14 protein-coding genes are annotated in these 16951 nt (G+C 57.4%); 12 read left to right on the top strand and 2 right to left on the bottom strand.

The annotated features are described in order from the left end of the window. Positions 1-140: 140 nt before the first annotated feature. From HED64_RS18635 to thiL, 3 genes are read left to right on the top strand one after another with little or no spacing between them, the layout of a single operon-like run. The gene (locus HED64_RS18635; RefSeq protein WP_168153478.1) at positions 141-1892 is read left to right on the top strand and encodes a dynamin family protein; all 1752 of its coding nucleotides are present in this window, start codon (positions 141-143) and stop codon (positions 1890-1892) included. Continuing rightward, positions 1889-3529 (top strand): GTPase, encoded by a 1641-nt coding sequence (locus HED64_RS18630; RefSeq protein WP_168153454.1) that lies wholly within the window; start codon positions 1889-1891, stop codon positions 3527-3529. Before HED64_RS18635 ends, HED64_RS18630 begins: the two co-directional genes overlap by 4 nt. After that, on the top strand, positions 3516-4535 hold the full coding sequence (gene thiL / locus HED64_RS18625; RefSeq protein ID WP_342590777.1) for a thiamine-phosphate kinase: 1020 nt from the start codon (positions 3516-3518) through the stop codon (positions 4533-4535). Before HED64_RS18630 ends, thiL begins: the two co-directional genes overlap by 14 nt. A gap of 100 nt (positions 4536-4635) precedes the next feature. Here thiL and HED64_RS18620 read toward each other — a convergent pair whose 3' ends face one another. Next, positions 4636-5355, bottom strand: a complete 720-nt coding sequence (locus tag HED64_RS18620) for an IclR family transcriptional regulator (protein WP_132358042.1) — start codon at positions 5353-5355, stop codon at positions 4636-4638. Positions 5356-5468: 113 nt separating this feature from the next. Here HED64_RS18620 and leuC point away from each other — a divergent pair, with 113 nt between their 5' ends. The 6 genes from leuC (at position 5469) to HED64_RS18590 (ending at position 12017) form a co-directional block, all read left to right on the top strand. Beyond that, positions 5469-6926 carry a 3-isopropylmalate dehydratase large subunit gene (leuC, locus tag HED64_RS18615; RefSeq protein ID WP_168153452.1) on the top strand — a complete coding sequence of 486 codons (1458 nt, stop codon included), beginning with the start codon at positions 5469-5471 and terminating at the stop codon, positions 6924-6926. Positions 6927-6935: 9 nt separating this feature from the next. Beyond that, positions 6936-7538 carry a 3-isopropylmalate dehydratase small subunit gene (gene leuD / locus HED64_RS18610; protein WP_168153451.1) on the top strand — a complete coding sequence of 201 codons (603 nt, stop codon included), beginning with the start codon at positions 6936-6938 and terminating at the stop codon, positions 7536-7538. 208 nt (positions 7539-7746) lie between these two features. After that, the gene (gene murA, locus HED64_RS18605; protein WP_132358036.1) at positions 7747-9075 is read left to right on the top strand and encodes a UDP-N-acetylglucosamine 1-carboxyvinyltransferase; all 1329 of its coding nucleotides are present in this window, start codon (positions 7747-7749) and stop codon (positions 9073-9075) included. Between the two features lie 19 nt (positions 9076-9094). After that, positions 9095-9868, top strand: a complete 774-nt coding sequence (locus HED64_RS18600; RefSeq protein ID WP_168153450.1) for a lysophospholipid acyltransferase family protein — start codon at positions 9095-9097, stop codon at positions 9866-9868. After that, positions 9865-10896 carry an NAD(P)H-dependent glycerol-3-phosphate dehydrogenase gene (locus HED64_RS18595; protein WP_168153449.1) on the top strand — a complete coding sequence of 344 codons (1032 nt, stop codon included), beginning with the start codon at positions 9865-9867 and terminating at the stop codon, positions 10894-10896. The genes HED64_RS18600 and HED64_RS18595 overlap by 4 nt, the downstream gene beginning before the upstream one ends. Beyond that, positions 10893-12017 carry a D-alanine--D-alanine ligase family protein gene (locus HED64_RS18590; RefSeq protein WP_168153448.1) on the top strand — a complete coding sequence of 375 codons (1125 nt, stop codon included), beginning with the start codon at positions 10893-10895 and terminating at the stop codon, positions 12015-12017. Before HED64_RS18595 ends, HED64_RS18590 begins: the two co-directional genes overlap by 4 nt. 75 nt (positions 12018-12092) lie before the next feature. Here the strand turns inward: HED64_RS18590 and HED64_RS20110 are convergent, their stop codons facing one another. Next, on the bottom strand, positions 12093-12632 hold the full coding sequence (locus HED64_RS20110) for a DUF3515 domain-containing protein (protein WP_168153447.1): 540 nt from the start codon (positions 12630-12632) through the stop codon (positions 12093-12095). 77 nt (positions 12633-12709) lie between these two features. Here HED64_RS20110 and HED64_RS18580 point away from each other — a divergent pair, with 77 nt between their 5' ends. Genes HED64_RS18580 through HED64_RS18570 form a run of 3 tightly spaced genes read left to right on the top strand, consistent with a single transcriptional unit; the run spans position 12710 to position 16944 of the window. Further along, positions 12710-13756, top strand: a complete 1047-nt coding sequence (locus HED64_RS18580; protein WP_168153446.1) for an LCP family protein — start codon at positions 12710-12712, stop codon at positions 13754-13756. A 7-nt stretch (positions 13757-13763) separates the two neighbouring features. Further along, positions 13764-14741, top strand: coding sequence for a DAK2 domain-containing protein (locus tag HED64_RS18575; protein ID WP_342590776.1), 978 nt, complete (start codon positions 13764-13766; stop codon positions 14739-14741). Beyond that, positions 14731-16944 carry an ATP-dependent DNA helicase RecG gene (locus HED64_RS18570; RefSeq protein WP_168153445.1) on the top strand — a complete coding sequence of 738 codons (2214 nt, stop codon included), beginning with the start codon at positions 14731-14733 and terminating at the stop codon, positions 16942-16944. The genes HED64_RS18575 and HED64_RS18570 overlap by 11 nt, the downstream gene beginning before the upstream one ends. Positions 16945-16951 lie beyond the last annotated feature (7 nt).

The raw sequence follows: 16951 nt of genomic DNA, 5'->3' as shown, positions 1-16951 counted from the left end.
CATTTGTTTTTAAGCCGACATGATCTGTTCCGAAAATGACTCGGGTAGCCTTGCGGATAAATCATGCAAGTCTTTGGCATGATGTAGTGGTGACTACTAGTAATGGCTCTGAATCGGAAAGTGCGCCACTCGGCGAAGCAATGCCCGCTGACATGGAAGCCATCAACCTACTAACCGCCGTCAGGAAAAATCTCGCGGCAGGAGTTCTTCCGCTGAATATCGCCGGCGTTGAGGAAGTACGCGAAAATGTGCGTACCGCGGTAGAACAACTTGATGACTATATTTTGCCGCGATACCGCAGCCTGGACGCTCCATTACTAGCGGTGGTCGGAGGTTCCACGGGCGCAGGCAAATCAACACTTGTTAATGCTCTCGTCGGCCATCCTGTGACGCGAGCCGGTGCCATTCGGCCAACAACTCGACAGCCCATCCTGTTGCATCACAAACTAGACCTGCCTTGGCTGGAGAACGAACGGATCTTGCCTGGGCTCCGCCGCATCACCGGAACGGCTGTCGGCACTGGTCATGAGATTTCAGCGTCGCAGGTAGGCGCTACGCCGGATGCTAAACTTACCGATTCGATTATCCTCCTCCAAGACGATGCGGTTCCCCGAGGATTAGCACTACTTGATGCTCCGGACGTGGATTCCATATCCGATGAGAACCGCCGACTAGCCGGACAATTGCTGGCAGCTGCGGACTTGTGGATCTTCGTCACCACGGCTAACCGGTATGCGGATGCAGTTCCCTGGAAGCTACTTTCCGATGCAGCCGGGCGAAATATTACTGTAGCCGTGGTTCTTGACCGTGTACCGGTGGGCGTCGAAGAGGAAATAGCCAAGGACCTACGGGGAATGCTGGGACGTGAGGGCCTCGATAGCGCAGAGCTCTTTGTTGTTCCTGAGGTGACTCTCGACGAATTAGACATGCTTCCGCCTAGCTCCGTGGCGCCGTTGAAGCAATGGCTGGGTGATCTCGCCGCTGACAGTGAATCCAGAGCGGCCGTTGCCCGGCAAACCCTGGCCGGGGTGTTGGCCCACCTTGCTGACCGAGGCGACGCCATTTCCCAAGCGATGATGGAGCAAGAATCAAACGGAGCGCGGTTGGCGCAATTTGCGCATGAAGCATTTGAACAAGCCCACGAGGAAATACTTGTCAGTGTCCAAGATGGCACCTTGCTCAGGGGCGAAGTTCTTGCCCGATGGCAGGATTTTGTGGGAACGGGAGAATTCTTCAGATCCTTGGAATCGGGAATTGGACGCTTGCGCGACAGAGTTGGCGCATTCTTCACCGGCAAGCCCAAGCCGGTCACCACCGTGGCTGCTGCGATTGAGACGGGCCTTCACGCTGTGGTGGTTGATCAAGCGGCCAAGGCCAGTGAGACCACCGAGGAGCGTTGGCGTGCGGACCCGGCGGGTAAGTCATTTGCGGCTGCCACTAATCTGAGTTCGCTCTCACCGCGGTTCTCTGAACACGTGGCCGCTGAGGTGCGCGCGTGGCAGGGGGACCTGATGGAGATTATTCGGACAGAGGGTGCCGGTAAACGGATGACTGCGAGAATGGTGTCATTCGGTGTTAACGGCGTGGCCGTGGCTCTCATGGTGGTTGTATTTGCCTCCACCGCAGGACTCACGGGATTGGAAGTTGGCATCGCTGGCGGGTCCGCGGTTGTGGGCCAGAAACTTCTCGAAACAATCTTTGGTGAGGACGCCGTACGGCGACTGACAAAACGAGCCAAGGATTCATTGTCGACACGTTGCACCGCGCTACTGGAAACCGAGAAGCAACGATTCCTTTCCCACCTAGTAGACGTTCCGACAGAACACGATGCTGCAGACATGAAGAAAAATTCGGCGGCCGTCCGCCGACTAGCCAGAGAGCAGGGTGCATGAGCCGCCGTCGACAAACCAGCGCCGACAGCCCATTGGAACGGCGTCTTGAAGCTCTGAAGGAAGCCACCGAACTGGGGGCGGAGCGACTAAGCGAAGAGGTTAGTTCGGCTTCTTGGCGAGTCCTCGAATTGGCTTCAACGCGTCGGACTCTTTCTGCAGAACACACGGTCGTGGGCTTTTTCGGGGCAACCGGCAGTGGAAAATCTACCCTTTTCAACGCCGTGGCAGGTCAAGACCTCGCCAAGGCCGCTGCCACGCGTCCCACCACTAGCCAGCCCTTGGCCGGGATCTGGGGACAAGCGGGGTCTGATCCCTTGCTTGATTGGCTAGGCGTGCAGCAACGCCACATCGTAAAGTCACCCTTGCGGCTGGATAAAAAGGGTATCTTTGGGGCCGAAAAAGACGTTAACGGGCTGATCCTGCTCGATCTTCCGGATTTTGACTCGACAGTGGCGGCCAACCGAGAAATAGCCACGAAGCTTGCGGGACAAGTTGACGTACTGATTTGGGTTCTTGACCCACAAAAGTACGCTGACGCCGCCGTACACCATGACTTCATCAGGCCCCTAGCCACACACGGCTCGGTGACATTGGTTGTTCTGAACCAAATCGACAAACTCCGGGAAAACGAACGGGGACCAGTCATGGATTCCCTGCGGTCGATTCTTGTTTCCGATGGGTTATCAGCTCCCCGAATTTTAGGCGTTTCTGCCCTCACGGGTGAAGGCGTTGATGCCTTGCGTCAGGAGATCGCCAAGGTCGTGACCGAACGCGCCGCCGTCACCAACCGCCTGAGTGCCGACGTGGCCATAGTTGCGGCAAAAATGGTGGATGGTGCGCCACTGCAAGTGCTCAAACTCCCGGCCGAGGCTGCTAAACGGACACTCACCGGAGAGCTGGCTTCGGCTTCGGGTGTTGAGACGGTAGTAAACGCCGTACGAACTTCCTACCGGTTAGATGCCCATAAGCGCACCGGATGGCCACTGACGCGTTGGTTGGCAAAAATGCGTCCGGATCCGCTACGCCGACTTAATCTCAAAAGTGCTGAGGTGAACCCCACGTTGAACCGGACGTCGTTGCCGGCCGCGGGTGCAGCTCAGAAGGCGCAAGCCGATTCTGCGGTCCGACGCTTCGCTGATGGGGCGAGTTCTGGCGCACCCGAGGCATGGCAGGGATCTATTCGCCGTGCTGCACGAGCGGGACGCGAAAACCTCCCGGATGAACTTGACCAAGCCATCGCCAATACCAATATTGGTGCGACCCGAGGCGCCTGGTGGTGGCCGATCATCTCGGTCATTCAGTGGATTTCACTAGCCACGGCATTGGCTGGGGCATTGTGGCTTGGTGCCTTGTTTGGGGCGCAATATCTTCAATTCACTGTGCCTGCCGCGCCGAAGGTTGAAGGTTTCCCCGTTCCCACCTTGATGCTCGGCATTGGAATTCTCCTCGGCATCGTCTTGGGCCTGGTTACCTCATTGGTGGCGCGGATAGGCGCTGCGGGCAGAGCCCGAAAGGCCAGAAAAGTCCTTCAGGGCGCCATCGGCGTGGTTGCTGGAGCCTCGGTGGTCAAGCCGGTCGAAAATGAAATCACCCGACACAACAACTTTATTGGAGCTTTACAACGTGCCCAAAGCTGAACCGCTGACCGTTGAAAATCTTGGCGAAAGCGGTTTGCTGGCGAGGATTTTGCCGCGTTTGAAGGCATTCGACCCGTTGCTCGGCCCGGGAGATGATGCTGCATTGATTGCCGCGCCGGGCGGAAAGTTTGTCATCAGCGTCGACACCTTGGTCGAGAACCAAGATTTCCGGTTGTGCTGGCCCAGCGGCTTCTGCAGTAGCGGCTTCGACATCGGATGGAAGTCGGCCGCGCAGAATCTCTCCGATATTAATGCCATGGGTGCCCATGCTTCATCCGCGGTGATCTCCCTGACTCTGCCACCCACAACACCTGTCGCTTGGGTCGAGGACTTTGCTGACGGCTTTAGTACCGCTGTCCGAGAACTGGGAGCTATTCGCTGTGCCATCGGCGGGGGAGACCTTGGCAGAGGTGGCGAATTATCGGTGACGGCCGCAGTCACCGGAGACTTGGCAACTGAGAAGCCGGTGCTTCGAAGCGGCGCCGAACCTGGGGAAGTGGTCGCCGTGAATGGTGTTTTGGGAGTTGCTGCGGCAGGCTTGGCTCTACTTGATTCACCATTAACGTATGTGGAGTGGAGCGAGGAAGAAAGCGCTCTAGTACTGGGCCAGAGACGCCCGAGGCCGCCGCTGGCTGCCGGACCGGCAGCCGCGCGAGCCGGAGCCACGGCCATGATGGATCTCTCCGATGGACTGCTGAAGGATGCTCAACGCATGGCCATGGCCAGCGGCGTCGCCTTCGATCTGGACACCGCGGAGCTGTCATTAGATCTGGAGCGGTTGAAGAGAACGTCTGAACGACTCCAGATAGACCCGCTGAATTGGGTACTTGGAGGAGGGGAAGACCACGGACTCCTAGCCACATTCCCTCAATCGACGCAGCTGCCCGTGGGGTTCCGTGTCATTGGACGGGTGAAGGCGATAGAGGTCGGGGTCATGGGCCCCGCTATTTATCTTGATGGCAAGAAACCGGACGTAGCTAAGGGTTATGACCACTTCGCCGCTTAGCTTGGTGGTTTCAGGTGTTCTTGGGGACGCAACACGATGCAAGGAATTGGGTTAGAAATGCCCATAGACGGGCGTCAAAGTTGTCCCTAAGAGAGTTGGTTCAGTCTCCTGTTTTGCGCAGCGCTTCGCTCAGCGCATTGGCGGTCTGGACTACAACCTCTTGGTGAGCCCTGCCGGGTTGACGAGATAACCGCTCAATGGGGCCGGACATGGAAACCGCGGCAATCACGCGTCCCGACGGTCCACGAACTGGTGCCGAAACTGAGGCGACTCCAGGCTCTCGCTCACCAAGACTCTGAGCCCAACCGCGACGACGTACCCCAGCAAGAATCGTGGGAGTGAATCTGGCACTCTGCAGCCCGTCAAGCAAGCGTTCGTGGTCCTCCCAGGCAAGGAGTACCTGTGCGGCTGACCCTGCACGCATTGAGAGTTGAGTTCCCACGGGAATGGTGTCACGTAAGCCAACGGGCCGCTCGGCCGAAGCCACACATACGCGGTAGTCGCCTTGGCGGCGGAAGACCTGGGTGCTTTCGCCCGTGGCATCTCGAAGTTGAATCAGTAACGGTCCCGCCGCAGCAATGAGGCGGTCTTCACCGGCTGCGGAGGCGAGCTCAACCAAGCGACCACCCAAGACGAATCTGCCGTGGATGTCTTTGCCAACCAGACGATGGTGAACCAAGGCCTGAGCCAAGCGATGGACCGTGGGCCGTGAAATTTTGGTGAGGGCAACCAACTGGGCCAGTGAAGTGGGGCCGGCCTCAAGCGCATTGAGGATCTGGGCCGCTTTGTCGATGACGCCAACGCCACTTGATGTGTCCATACTATGATATTGCTATCTCAGTATTTGAGATGCAAGTCCGCTTACTGGATATTACGTAGGCTGCGATGAAACAGTTGTCTCATAGGACTTTGTTTCAAGTAAGGGAGTCGGTTATGGCCGCACATCAGGCAGCACAGACGCTGGCCGAAAAAGTTTGGAATGCACACGTTGTGCGCAAAGGTGAAGGCGTTGGAGCTGCTCGTCAGCCCGACCTGATCTATATCGATCTGCACCTGCTCCATGAGGTGACTTCACCCCAAGCTTTTGAGGGATTGCGCTTGGCTGGTCGCAAGTTGCGCCGTGTGGACCTCACCATAGCCACCGAGGACCACAACACTCCCACACTGGATATCGACAAGCCCATAGCCGATCTCACCAGCCGGACTCAGATCGAAACCTTGCGCAAGAACTGCGCGGAGTTCGGTGTGCGTCTGCACTCGCTGGGCGATAAGGAGCAAGGCATTGTGCACGTGGTTGGTCCGCAGCTGGGTTTGACTCAGCCGGGCATGACCGTCGTATGCGGAGACTCCCACACCTCGACCCACGGCGCTTTTGGCGCCTTGGCATTCGGTATCGGCACCTCAGAGGTCGAACATGTGATGGCCACCCAGTCGCTCTCCTTGAAGCCATTCAAGACCATGGCCATCAACGTTGAAGGCACGTTGAAGCCGGGCGTCAGCGCCAAGGACATCATCCTCGCCGTGATTGCCAAGATTGGAACCGGTGGCGGTCAGGGTTATGTGCTCGAATACCGCGGCTCAGCGATTCGCTCGCTATCCATGGATGCCCGCATGACCATCTGCAATATGTCCATCGAGGCAGGTGCACGTGCCGGGATGATTGCCCCCGACGCCACCACGTACGAATACATCAATGGTCGCCCGCACGCACCGCAGGGTGCGGACTGGGACGCCGCCGTTGCCGAATGGGACACGCTGGCAACCGACGATGGTGCAACCTTCGATGCTGAGGTATTCCTCGACGCCGACGATCTGGAGCCCTTCGTGACTTGGGGCACCAACCCGGGTCAGGGCATTTCCCTCTCAGGTGTTGTTCCGGCACCCGAGGACTTCGACGACGAGAACGCCCGGGCGGCCTGTGAACGTGCACTGACGTACATGGACCTGAAGGCAGGGACTCCGATGAAGGAGATCCGTGTCGACACGGTGTTCCTCGGCTCCTGTACCAACAGCCGCATGGAAGACCTGCGCGCTGCCGCAGCAATCGTCCAGGGGCAGGTCAAGGACCCTAATATCCGCATGATGGTTGTCCCGGGCTCGGCACGAGTCAGGCTGGAAGCCGAAGCCGAGGGCCTAGATAAGATCTTCCTCGAATTTGGAGCCGAATGGAGATTCGCTGGCTGTTCCATGTGCTTGGGCATGAATCCGGACCAGTTGGCAGAGGGTGAGCGCTGCGCATCCACCTCAAACCGCAACTTTGAAGGACGTCAAGGAAAGGGCGGCCGGACCCACTTGGTTTCACCGCAGGTTGCCGCGGCCACGGCGATCCGTGGAACTCTTTCTTCGCCGTCCGACCTTGTCGACTCTTCCTCCGACGCGAAAGTAGCCTAAGGATTCATCATGGAGAAAATTACTACTCATTCAGGTATTGGTGTTCCACTGCGTCAAAGCAATGTGGATACCGACCAAATTATCCCCGCCGTTTACCTCAAGCGCATCACACGGACGGGATTCGAGGACGCGCTCTTCGCTGGCTGGCGCAAGGATTCGTCATTCATCCTGAACCAGGAGCCCTTTTCTCAGGGATCTGTGCTGGTCGCAGGTCCGGATTTTGGCACGGGATCGTCGCGCGAACACGCCGTGTGGGCGCTAAAGGACTACGGTTTTAAGGCAGTTCTGTCCTCGCGGTTCGCCGATATTTTCAGAGGCAACTCGGGCAAACAGGGCCTCGTTGCAGCCCAGGTCGCTCAGAGCGATATTGAGCTGATCTGGAAGGAAATTGAGAACCACCCGGGCACCGAGGTGACGGTTGACCTTGCTGCACGCACCGTCACCTGTGGTTCGATCATTGCCCCGTTTGAAATCGACGACTACACGCGGTGGCGCCTAATGGAAGGTCTTGATGACATTGGCCTGACCCTTCAGCACGAAGAAGAAGTGACGGCGTTTGAGAATGAACGGCCAGCATTTAAGCCGACCACTCTTCCGGCACGCTTTTCCTAGCCTTCGGCTCACCGCGTAACTGGGGCCTGGTTGGGCTCATAGTGGTTCTCTAGCCCCGGAAACAAAGGTAAATCGAAACGGATTACCACGGCGGCGCGACCAGCGTTACACCATCCATACAGCCCCCGGCAATGCCGGGGGCTGTATGCTTGCTAAGTCTTTCCTTCGGTTTCGAAGGCCTAACAATTTTGGTGAGGTTCTCAAGTTCATGGCGAAAGTCCTAACGATTCACGGCGGCGTGCCACTCAAGGGAAAAGTGACCGTCAGGGGTGCCAAGAACCTGGTCCCCAAGGCCATGGTTGCGGCTCTTTTGGGCGATTCACCCTCTGTATTGCGCAATGTCCCGGAAATCAAGGACGTGGCCGTTGTCACTAGCCTGCTCAAGATCCATGGCGTCACCGTCACCAAGGACGAAGTCACCGGTGATCTGACCATGGATCCCAGCGGCACCAAGACCGCCACGACCAACGAGATTGACACCCACGCCGGTGACTCCCGCATCCCGATTCTTTTTTGTGGACCCTTGCTCCACAGCCTTGGCGAAGCGTTGATTCCCAATCTTGGCGGATGCAAGATCGGCGATCGTCCGATCGACTTCCACCTTGACGTCCTGCGGCACTTCGGCGCTGTCATCGACAAGGCCGGCCCCTTGGGTACCAGCATTCGCGCACCTCACGGTCTCACCGGCGCGAAGATCAGCCTGCCATACCCCAGCGTCGGAGCCACCGAGCAGGTCTTGCTGACCGCAGTGCGTGCCAAGGGCACCACCGAGGTTGAGAATGCAGCGATCGAACCCGAGATCCTTGACCTGATTTCACTTCTGCAGAAAATGGGAGCGATTATCACGGTCGGCCGTGACCGGATTATTCGCATCATTGGCGTCGAGAGCCTCAGCGGCTATAACCACAAGGCGCTGCCGGATCGCAATGAGTCAGCATCTTGGGCTTCAGCGGCTTTGGTCACCAAGGGCGACATTTTTGTTGAGGGGGCCTCGCAGCGAGACCTCACCGCTTTCCTCCACACGTACCGCCAAATCGGTGGGGAATTCCAGGTCACTGACGAAGGAATTCGCTTCTTCCACCCCGGTGGGGAACTCCATCCCTTGATTTTGGAAACGGATGTCCATCCCGGGTTCATGACCGATTGGCAGCAGCCACTGGTCGTTGCTTTGACTCAGGCCAAGGGCGTCTCGATCATCCACGAGACCGTTTATGAGAACCGTTTCGGCTTCACCAACGCCCTCGTGGAAATGGGAGCAAAGGTTCAGCTACACAGCGAATGCCTCGGTGCCATTCCTTGCCGCTTCGGTCAGCGAAACTTCCAGCATTCAGCAGTGATCTCCGGTCCCACCCCATTGGTCGGAGCCGATATTGACATTCCTGATCTGCGTGGCGGCTTCTCACACTTGATCGCGGCCTTGGCGGCCGAAGGTACCAGCCACGTCACCGGCATTGAGCTCATCAACCGGGGCTACGAAAAGTTCATGGACAAGCTCACTGACTTGGGTGCGCGCGTCGAGATGAACGAAATCGCCTGATCCGCATAGTGTTGCTTGCATGAAAGAATCTCGCGGGACAAAAACCGCGTTTGCTATAGCTGCTGGAATCGTTCGGCCACTCATGAATCTTATGATTGGCCGAACGTGGCGTGACTTCGACAAACTGCCACATGGTGGCTTCATCTTGTGTCCTAATCATGTGACCGAGATTGATCCCCTTGTGGTTGGCCATGCGATTTACAGCAGCAAGCGGTATCCGCATTACCTAGCCAAGGAATCCTTGTTTAAGGTGCCTGTCCTTGGAGTGATATTGCGCAAGACCAGGCAAATTCCGGTGGCTCGAAGTTCCGGCGGCGCGTCCCAATCGCTTAATGCCGCCCGTGAAGTGATAGACGCCAACGGTGTCATTGTCATATATCCCGAGGGAACACTGACCCGAGACCCAGATCTGTGGCCCATGCGCGGACACACTGGTGCGGCTCGACTTGCCCTACAGACCGGGGCCCCGGTGATTCCCATGGCCCATTGGGGAGCCCAAGAGCTCTTCCCACGTTATGCGAAGGGAATCAAGCTCTTTCCGCGCAGGCGTGTCACGGTGGTCGCTGGCGATGCGGTGGATCTAGATGATCTACGAGATCTCCCGCTAACGCGAACCGTGCTCAACGAAGCGACGGATCGAATCATGCGCGCTATCACCAAGGACCTTGCGGTTCTACGGGGGGAAACCGCCCCCGAGAAACTGTGGGATCCGGCAGCGCACGGCCAAGCAGTCAACGGTCGTGATTTCGAGAAGGGTTCGACGCCGAACCAAACGAAAAAGGAAGAATTATGAGACCCGCTCCAAGAAAAATCGCCGTGATGGGCGCAGGCAGCTGGGGAACTACCTTTGCCAAGGTTTTGGCTGACGCCGGGGCCGAAAGCGGCACCGAGGTGATGGTGTGGGCGAGGCGCAACGAAGTTGCGATTGAGATTAACACCCGTCACACCAACACGCGCTACCTCAGAGAGACGATGCTGCCCGCCAACATCACCTCATCCTCGGACACCGCAGAAGTACTTGCTGCTGCCGATATAGTGGTGCTTGCGGTACCGGCACAAAGTCTTCGCGAGCAGTTGCTTGGCTTCAAAGATTCATTGGAACCCACAGCGGTATTGATGTCCCTTATGAAGGGTCTGGAACGCGGCACAGATTTGCGCATGAGCGAGGTGATCGCCGAGGTTACCAATCTGCCCGAAGAGCGTATCGCGGTGTTGTCAGGACCCAACCTGGCCATGGAAATCGCGCGCAAGCAGCCCACCGCGTCCGTGGTGGCCTGCCGCGAACTTGAGACGGCCAGCTGGATAGCCGCAATGTGCTCAACAGACTATTTCCGCCCGTATACCAATACCGACGTCATTGGCGTTGAAATCGGTGGAATTGCTAAAAACGTGATTGCCTTGGCCGTCGGGATTTGTGATGGCATGGGTATGGGGGACAACACCAAGTCCTCGATCATCACCCGTGGCCTCGCGGAGACGACGCGCTTGGCCCTGGCACTGGGCGGCAGTTACGAAACGCTCTCAGGGCTGGCTGGATTGGGAGATTTGGTGGCCACGTGCTCGTCTTCTCTCTCACGGAACAACACCGCGGGCAGGCTGCTGGGTCAAGGGTTGTATCTTGATGAAGTCAACGATCGGATGTCGCAGACCGCGGAGGGTATTAAGTCCGGTCGGGCAGTATTGGATCTGGCAACTCGCCACAATGTAGAAGTACCCATTACCGAGGCAGTGGTCATGGTTTTGGAAGGCACGCTGAGCGTGGAGAACATGGGAGCACGCCTGCTGGGGCGTCGACTGAAGTCTGAAGGTGAGCTCAATTGAGTCAAGTAAATGAGAACAAACCCCGCGTCCTGCTGCTTTTTGGTGGTCGGTCCTCCGAGCACCCCGTCAGCTGTGTCACCGCTGCCGGCGTTCTGGATGCCATCGATCGCGAGAAGTATGATGTGATTCCGGTGGGTATCACCCGCGACGGAGCCTGGACCCTGGTTGACGGAGATCTTGCGGGCTGGTCACTGGCGAACGCCGAGAAGCCGGAAGTGCACGCGGGAAAAGAAAGCCTGCGGCTGACCGGGGAACCGGGAAGCCACGAGCTGCTGGCGGCCGACCAAACACACGCGATCCGCAGCCTCGGCGAGGTTGATTTGGTATTCCCATTGCTGCACGGTCCATTCGGTGAAGATGGATCGCTGCAAGGAATGCTGGAAATGGTGGACGTGCCATACGTCGGCTCGGGCATCGCAGCCAGCGCCATCGGCATGGACAAACACTTCATGAAGGTTGTCTTCGAAGCCGCTGGGTTCGAAGTCGGACCCTACGTGGTCATCCCCGACAAGCAGTGGGAGCGCGATCGCGAAGGCTCGCTGAAGTCCGTTGAAGGCCTAGAATATCCGCTGTTTGTTAAGCCTGCTCGTGCCGGATCCTCCGTAGGAATCTCGCGAGTGGACACGCCCGACACTCTTGTCGCGGCCATCGAAGAAGCACGAATCCACGACCCGAAGGTGATTGTGGAGCAGGGCATTATTGGCCGCGAAATCGAATGCGGTGTGCTGGAGGGCCGCGGTTCACTTCCGCCGCGTTCATCGATGCCGGGCGAGATCGTGGTTGATGCCGGAGACCATACCTTCTACGACTTTGACGCCAAATACGTTGACGGAGCTGCTGCACAACTTAGCTGCCCCGCGGTGCTCTCGGAGCAGGCCATTGAGGAAGTACGTCGACTGGCCGCCGATGCCTTTGACGCAGTGAACGCCGAAGGCCTCTCGCGTGTTGACTTCTTCTACACACCGGACGGCAAATGGATAATTAACGAGATCAATACGATGCCAGGTTTTACCCCTTCAAGCATGTATCCGCATATGTGGTCCAAAACCGGCATCGATTACGCGGACCTCATTGATGAACTGATTCACCTGGGCCTGAGCCGTAAGACTGGCTTGCGTTAACGATTCTGATCCCAAACATCAAGGGGCACGGCACCACGTTGGATTGGTGCCGTGCCCCTGTCGTTGCTTATGGGGTTAGGGAACGTCGACGGTCTTGCTCACGGTGGTGCAGGTACGTTCGGCCGGAATCTTGGATGCTGCGCTGGAGAGTGTTGCCAAAACCGTGCTCGATGGAATGACGTTAGGGTCAAAGACCAGCTCCGTGGCGGGAGCACGACCATAGGTGGTGAGCGTCCAGGCATCTTCGCCTTCCTTGGCCAACCAATCCACGCCGTTCACGCTGACACAGGGATCTGTGGACGGTGGCGGAGCAGTGACCCCGCAACGTAGAACCAATTGCGCAGGATCACCCCACACCGCAGTTCCCTGGCTGTTGGTCTGACGTTTTTGCTGTTCTGCGACTTCTGGTGGCAGTACCACCATCATCTCCGCGCACAGTGGATTCCCCGCGTCATCAGCGGACTGAACATTGGCGATAGGTGCGCATCCGGTGAGAACTGCTAGCCCCGAAAGGCCAAGCACAATACTCGTGCTGGCCCTGAAACGGAGCGGCGTACGGGGGCGCTCAATTCTGAAAGAAGACTGTGAGTTCAAGGTATCTGGTCTGGTAAACATCGATCTAGGCACTTAAACAGCCTACCGGGCGTGGGACATGACTAGGATGTAATGGAGTAATTGCTTGAGAGGCATAAATGACACATATGAATGGTTCCTATGAAGGCGCCAGCTACGAAACGCCCAAAAAGAAGAAGCGCACCGGATTGATGGTGCTGCTTGGTGCAGTATCTCTGGTCCTCATTGCCCTGCTGGTGGCCGGAGGATACCTCTTCTCGCTGGCACGCAGCTTCGACAATGGAACCGAGAAGCTGCCCAATGCCTTCCCAGAGGAATCCTTGCGGCCAGTAAAGGCAGAGGCTTCTAAGGACGCGGTTAATATCCTGCTGTTGGGTAATGACACGCGGGCAACCGACCAAGGTGAAGAGAACTTTGCATCGCTCCCTAACGGTGGTCGCTCCGACACCATGATGTTGGTTCACATCCCCTCAAACCGTGAAGGTGTTTACGTCACCTCAATCATGCGCGACACGTGGCTGGATATCCCCGGACATGGAAGCGCCAAGATCAATGCGGCCTTCGCCTATGGGGGAGTGGCCTTAGCAGTTCAGACCCTCGAAGGGTTGCTTGATACGCGTATCGATCACGTCGCTTCCATTGACTTTGAGGGCTTCAAAGGACTGACGGATGCGTTGGGTGGGGTCGAAATCAATAACCCCATCGCCTTCAAGCAGAATCTCAAGGATGGCTTTGTCTTCCCGAAGGGAGTTCAGACTCTTAAAGGCGAGGAAGCCCTTGCCTTCGTCCGTGAACGCTACGCTTTCAAGGATGGGGACTATCAGCGCGTTCGCAACCAGCAGCTGTACGTTAAGGCTGTCATGAGCACGCTAATGTCCAAGGAAACGTTGACCGACCCGGCCAAGATTTCCGAGACGGTCAAGCAATTCGCCCCTTACGTTGCAGTGGATGAAACCCTGGACGCCGTCAAGGTAGCAAAGTTGGGAACCACCATGGCGAACGTGCGGTCAAGTGACATGCACTTCTTCACGCTTCCGAATAAGGGAACCGGGCGCTCCGCCGATGGCCAGTCCATCGTTGTACCGGACATGGATGTTATTGGTTCCTTTGCCGACGCGCTCCAGGATGACAAGGTGGGAAAGTTCGTCACGGATAACGGGCTCTAAGGATCCAGTGATCATCCACACCATGAACCAAAAAATACACGCCAATTCCAAGGCCCTGGCAACGTGGCTCCAACGCATCGTTAAGAGCCTCGGGAATCATAGTGATCGGCTCAACGCGATCAATATCTTTCCGGTAGCCGACGGCGACACCGGGAGCAACCTATACCTGACCGCACGAAGTGCCCATGATGCCATCTCCAAATTGGAAACTGCAGACATTGGTGAGCTAATGACCATGGCCTCCCGCGCGGCGATGGAATCGGCACGAGGTAATTCCGGCACCTTATTGGCTGTGTTCATGGCAGGGATGGCGGAACCGTTGAGTGGCGTTGAACGCCTCACCGCCCCGGTTCTCGCCACGGCGTTGGAACGCGGGAAAGTCAGGGCCTGGTCAGCGCTCAGCGATCCAGTATCGGGGACCATGCTTTCGGTGATGGCAGTGGTCTCCGATGCTGCTCTGACGACTGTGCGCTCCAGCGCTTTGGAACCCGAAAGTAGAGCTGCACTGATCGAACTGCTGGACGCTTTGTGCCTTGCGGCCGAACGTGGCGTGGTGGCAACAGAAAACGAACTGGGCGAATTACATGCGGCCCAGATCGTTGATGCGGGAGCAGTGGGCGTGCTGATCATTCTTAATGAACTGCGCGGGACTCTCCTTGGACTCACCATTGACCACGAAGAATACTCACAACTTCACGGCTACGGCATCCAAGACCCACATATCCACCAAGTCCAGAATAGGGACACCGGAGTGGAAGTCATGTGCACGATCAATTTGGATGCCTTGGGTGCAGCAACCCTACGCGGACAGCTCGATGCCATCGGCGATTCGGTCATCATGAGCCCGGTCAACCCCACCGAGGAGGGGTACCGTTGGCGGGTCCACGTTCACGTGCCAGAGGCAGAGGCAGCACTCAGCGTGATCAAAGGTATGGGCTCACCGGTCAACGTTTCAGTCACTGACCTTTGCACGCATGACGCCTAATCAACTTTTCACGCCCGAAACCACGTTGGATTCAGTTCTTGGAACAGCTACCGCTCGCAAGGTCGAAACTGCTTTTGGCTATGTAACGGTGGGGGAGATGCTCGCGCATTTTCCCCGTCGCTACATGGAAATCGGAGAGCTTTCCAAGATCTCGGATTTGCCAGTGGGAGACGATGTCACGATCGTCGCAGAGGTGCAATCGGTTAATCAACGCCGAATGCAGTCACGGTCCGGTTTCCTGTTGGAAGTCGTCGTCTCCGATGCCCTTGGACCGGATCAGTCGACGCTTCGCATGACGTTCTTTAATGGCTTCGAGGCCAAGCGTGACCTGCAGGTCGGATCCACGGCCATGTTCAGCGGCAAAGTCACCATCTACCGCAACCATCTGGAACTTACGCAGCCCGATTACTCGTTGCTCGACACGGCGGCCGATGCCGACCCACGTCCCATTCCCATTTACCCGGCCACGGCAAAGTTCCCGAACAAGAAGATCCGAGACGTTTTGGCGTTGGTGCTAGCGGGAGTTTCGCCCAGTGGCTTCCCGGAATTCATTCCCGAGGCAATTCTCGAAACGCAACGAATTCCAACTCGGGTGTTGGCTTACGAAAACATTCATCGGCCGCAGACCGTCGGACAAGGCTACGCCGCGAGAACGCGGTTTGCTTTCGAAGAAGCATTCCTCCTGCAACTGGCCTTGGCACAGCGACGCGTCTATCGCTTGCAGCAGCCGGCCATCGCTCGTCACGGTTCATCCGATGGGCTGCTATCGGCGTTCGACAAGACACTTCCGTTCACCCTCACCGATGGGCAGATCACTTCTGGCATGGAGATTTCCGCTGACTTGGTCCGCGGACATCCGATGAACCGGCTGCTCCAGGGCGAGGTGGGCTCGGGCAAGACACTCGTGGCACTGCGCGCCATGTTGCAGGTCATTGATTCCGGAGGACAGACGGCACTGCTGGCCCCCACCGAGGTGCTGGCCCAGCAGCACTATCAGTCCATCAGGAAGCTGCTTGGTTCCTTGGGCGCCGGTGGAGAATTAGGATCGGACCCTCGCGCCACACGCGTGGATATCCTGACCGGTTCGCTGAACACCGCGCAAAGGAAAAAGGCGCTCTTGGGAGCGGCTTCCGGAGAGACCGGAATCCTTGTGGGGACACACGCTCTGCTCGCCGACATGGTGAGTTTCGTGGATTTGGGACTGGTAGTCGTTGACGAGCAGCACCGATTCGGTGTTGAGCAACGTGATGCCATGCGCTCCAAGGCGGAAACACCCCCGCACATGCTGGTTATGACGGCGACTCCGATTCCACGAACCGTCGCGATGACAGTTTTTGGGGACCTTGAGATCAGTCTGATGAAGTCGCTCCCTCCGGGTAGAGCACCTATCTCAACGCATCTGGTCCCGCTCCAGATTCCGAAGATGCAACAGCGGCTATTTACTCGCATCGCCGAGGAAACAGCAAAAGGCCACCAGGTCTATGTCGTCTGCCCTCGGATTAGTGAGAAGACAGCCGAGGACGACTTCTTGCCGGCCGCCGCCGACCCGGAAAGCGAAGCGCCAGCCGGTGACGGGCCCCCAAAACCGGCGTCGATGACGGTTGAGAAGATGATGGAAATCTTGGAGTCCATGCCGATCTTTGCCGACACCGAGATTCGTGCCCTCCATGGCCGGATGTCTAGCGATGAAAAATTCGAAGCCATGCAGGCTTTTGATAGCGGAAAAGCTGCCATATTGGTGGCCACCACCGTCATCGAAGTCGGTGTCGACGTGCACAACGCAACGCTCATGGTGATCATTGACGCCGAAAACTTTGGCATATCGCAATTGCATCAGCTGCGGGGGCGTGTTGGGCGCGGTGGTTTACCCGGAACGTGTTTGATGGCAACGTGGCTTGATGCGGATCATCCGTCAGTGGCCCGACTGCAGGCCGTAGAATCGACCACGGACGGATTCATCCTCGCCGAATCCGACCTGAATGAACGCCGGGAAGGCGATATCCTCGGCGCGAGCCAATCCGGTTCCAAATCGGCACTCAAGGTTTTACGCGTCATGAAGGACGCTAAACTCATTGCCCGTGCTCGTACTACCGCCGAATCACTTGTTGCAGGAGAAGTAAGTCTGGATTCTTATCCCGGGCTGCAGTCGGCCGTTGAAGCATGGGTCGATGAAGACATGCAAGCATTCCTGGAAAGGGGATAGATCTACC

The organism is Paeniglutamicibacter terrestris (genome assembly GCF_012271785.1).
GTDB lineage: Bacteria > Actinomycetota > Actinomycetes > Actinomycetales > Micrococcaceae > Paeniglutamicibacter > Paeniglutamicibacter terrestris.
This window is presented reverse-complemented; position numbering and strand designations above follow the sequence as displayed.

Bases quoted from the DNA above. Each gene is read 5' to 3' on its own strand.
- HED64_RS18635 (WP_168153478.1), top strand. From the start codon at position 141: ATGCCCGCTGACATGGAAGCCATCAACCTACTAACCGCCGTCAGGAAA.
- HED64_RS18630 (WP_168153454.1), top strand. From the start codon at position 1,889: ATGAGCCGCCGTCGACAAACCAGCGCCGACAGCCCATTGGAACGGCGT.
- HED64_RS18620 (WP_132358042.1), bottom strand. From the start codon at position 5,355: ATGGACACATCAAGTGGCGTTGGCGTCATCGACAAAGCGGCCCAGATC.
- leuC (WP_168153452.1), top strand. From the start codon at position 5,469: ATGGCCGCACATCAGGCAGCACAGACGCTGGCCGAAAAAGTTTGGAAT.
- leuD (WP_168153451.1), top strand. From the start codon at position 6,936: ATGGAGAAAATTACTACTCATTCAGGTATTGGTGTTCCACTGCGTCAA.
- murA (WP_132358036.1), top strand. From the start codon at position 7,747: ATGGCGAAAGTCCTAACGATTCACGGCGGCGTGCCACTCAAGGGAAAA.
- HED64_RS18600 (WP_168153450.1), top strand. From the start codon at position 9,095: ATGAAAGAATCTCGCGGGACAAAAACCGCGTTTGCTATAGCTGCTGGA.
- HED64_RS18595 (WP_168153449.1), top strand. From the start codon at position 9,865: ATGAGACCCGCTCCAAGAAAAATCGCCGTGATGGGCGCAGGCAGCTGG.
- HED64_RS20110 (WP_168153447.1), bottom strand. From the start codon at position 12,632: ATGTTTACCAGACCAGATACCTTGAACTCACAGTCTTCTTTCAGAATT.
- HED64_RS18580 (WP_168153446.1), top strand. From the start codon at position 12,710: ATGACACATATGAATGGTTCCTATGAAGGCGCCAGCTACGAAACGCCC.
- HED64_RS18570 (WP_168153445.1), top strand. From the start codon at position 14,731: ATGACGCCTAATCAACTTTTCACGCCCGAAACCACGTTGGATTCAGTT.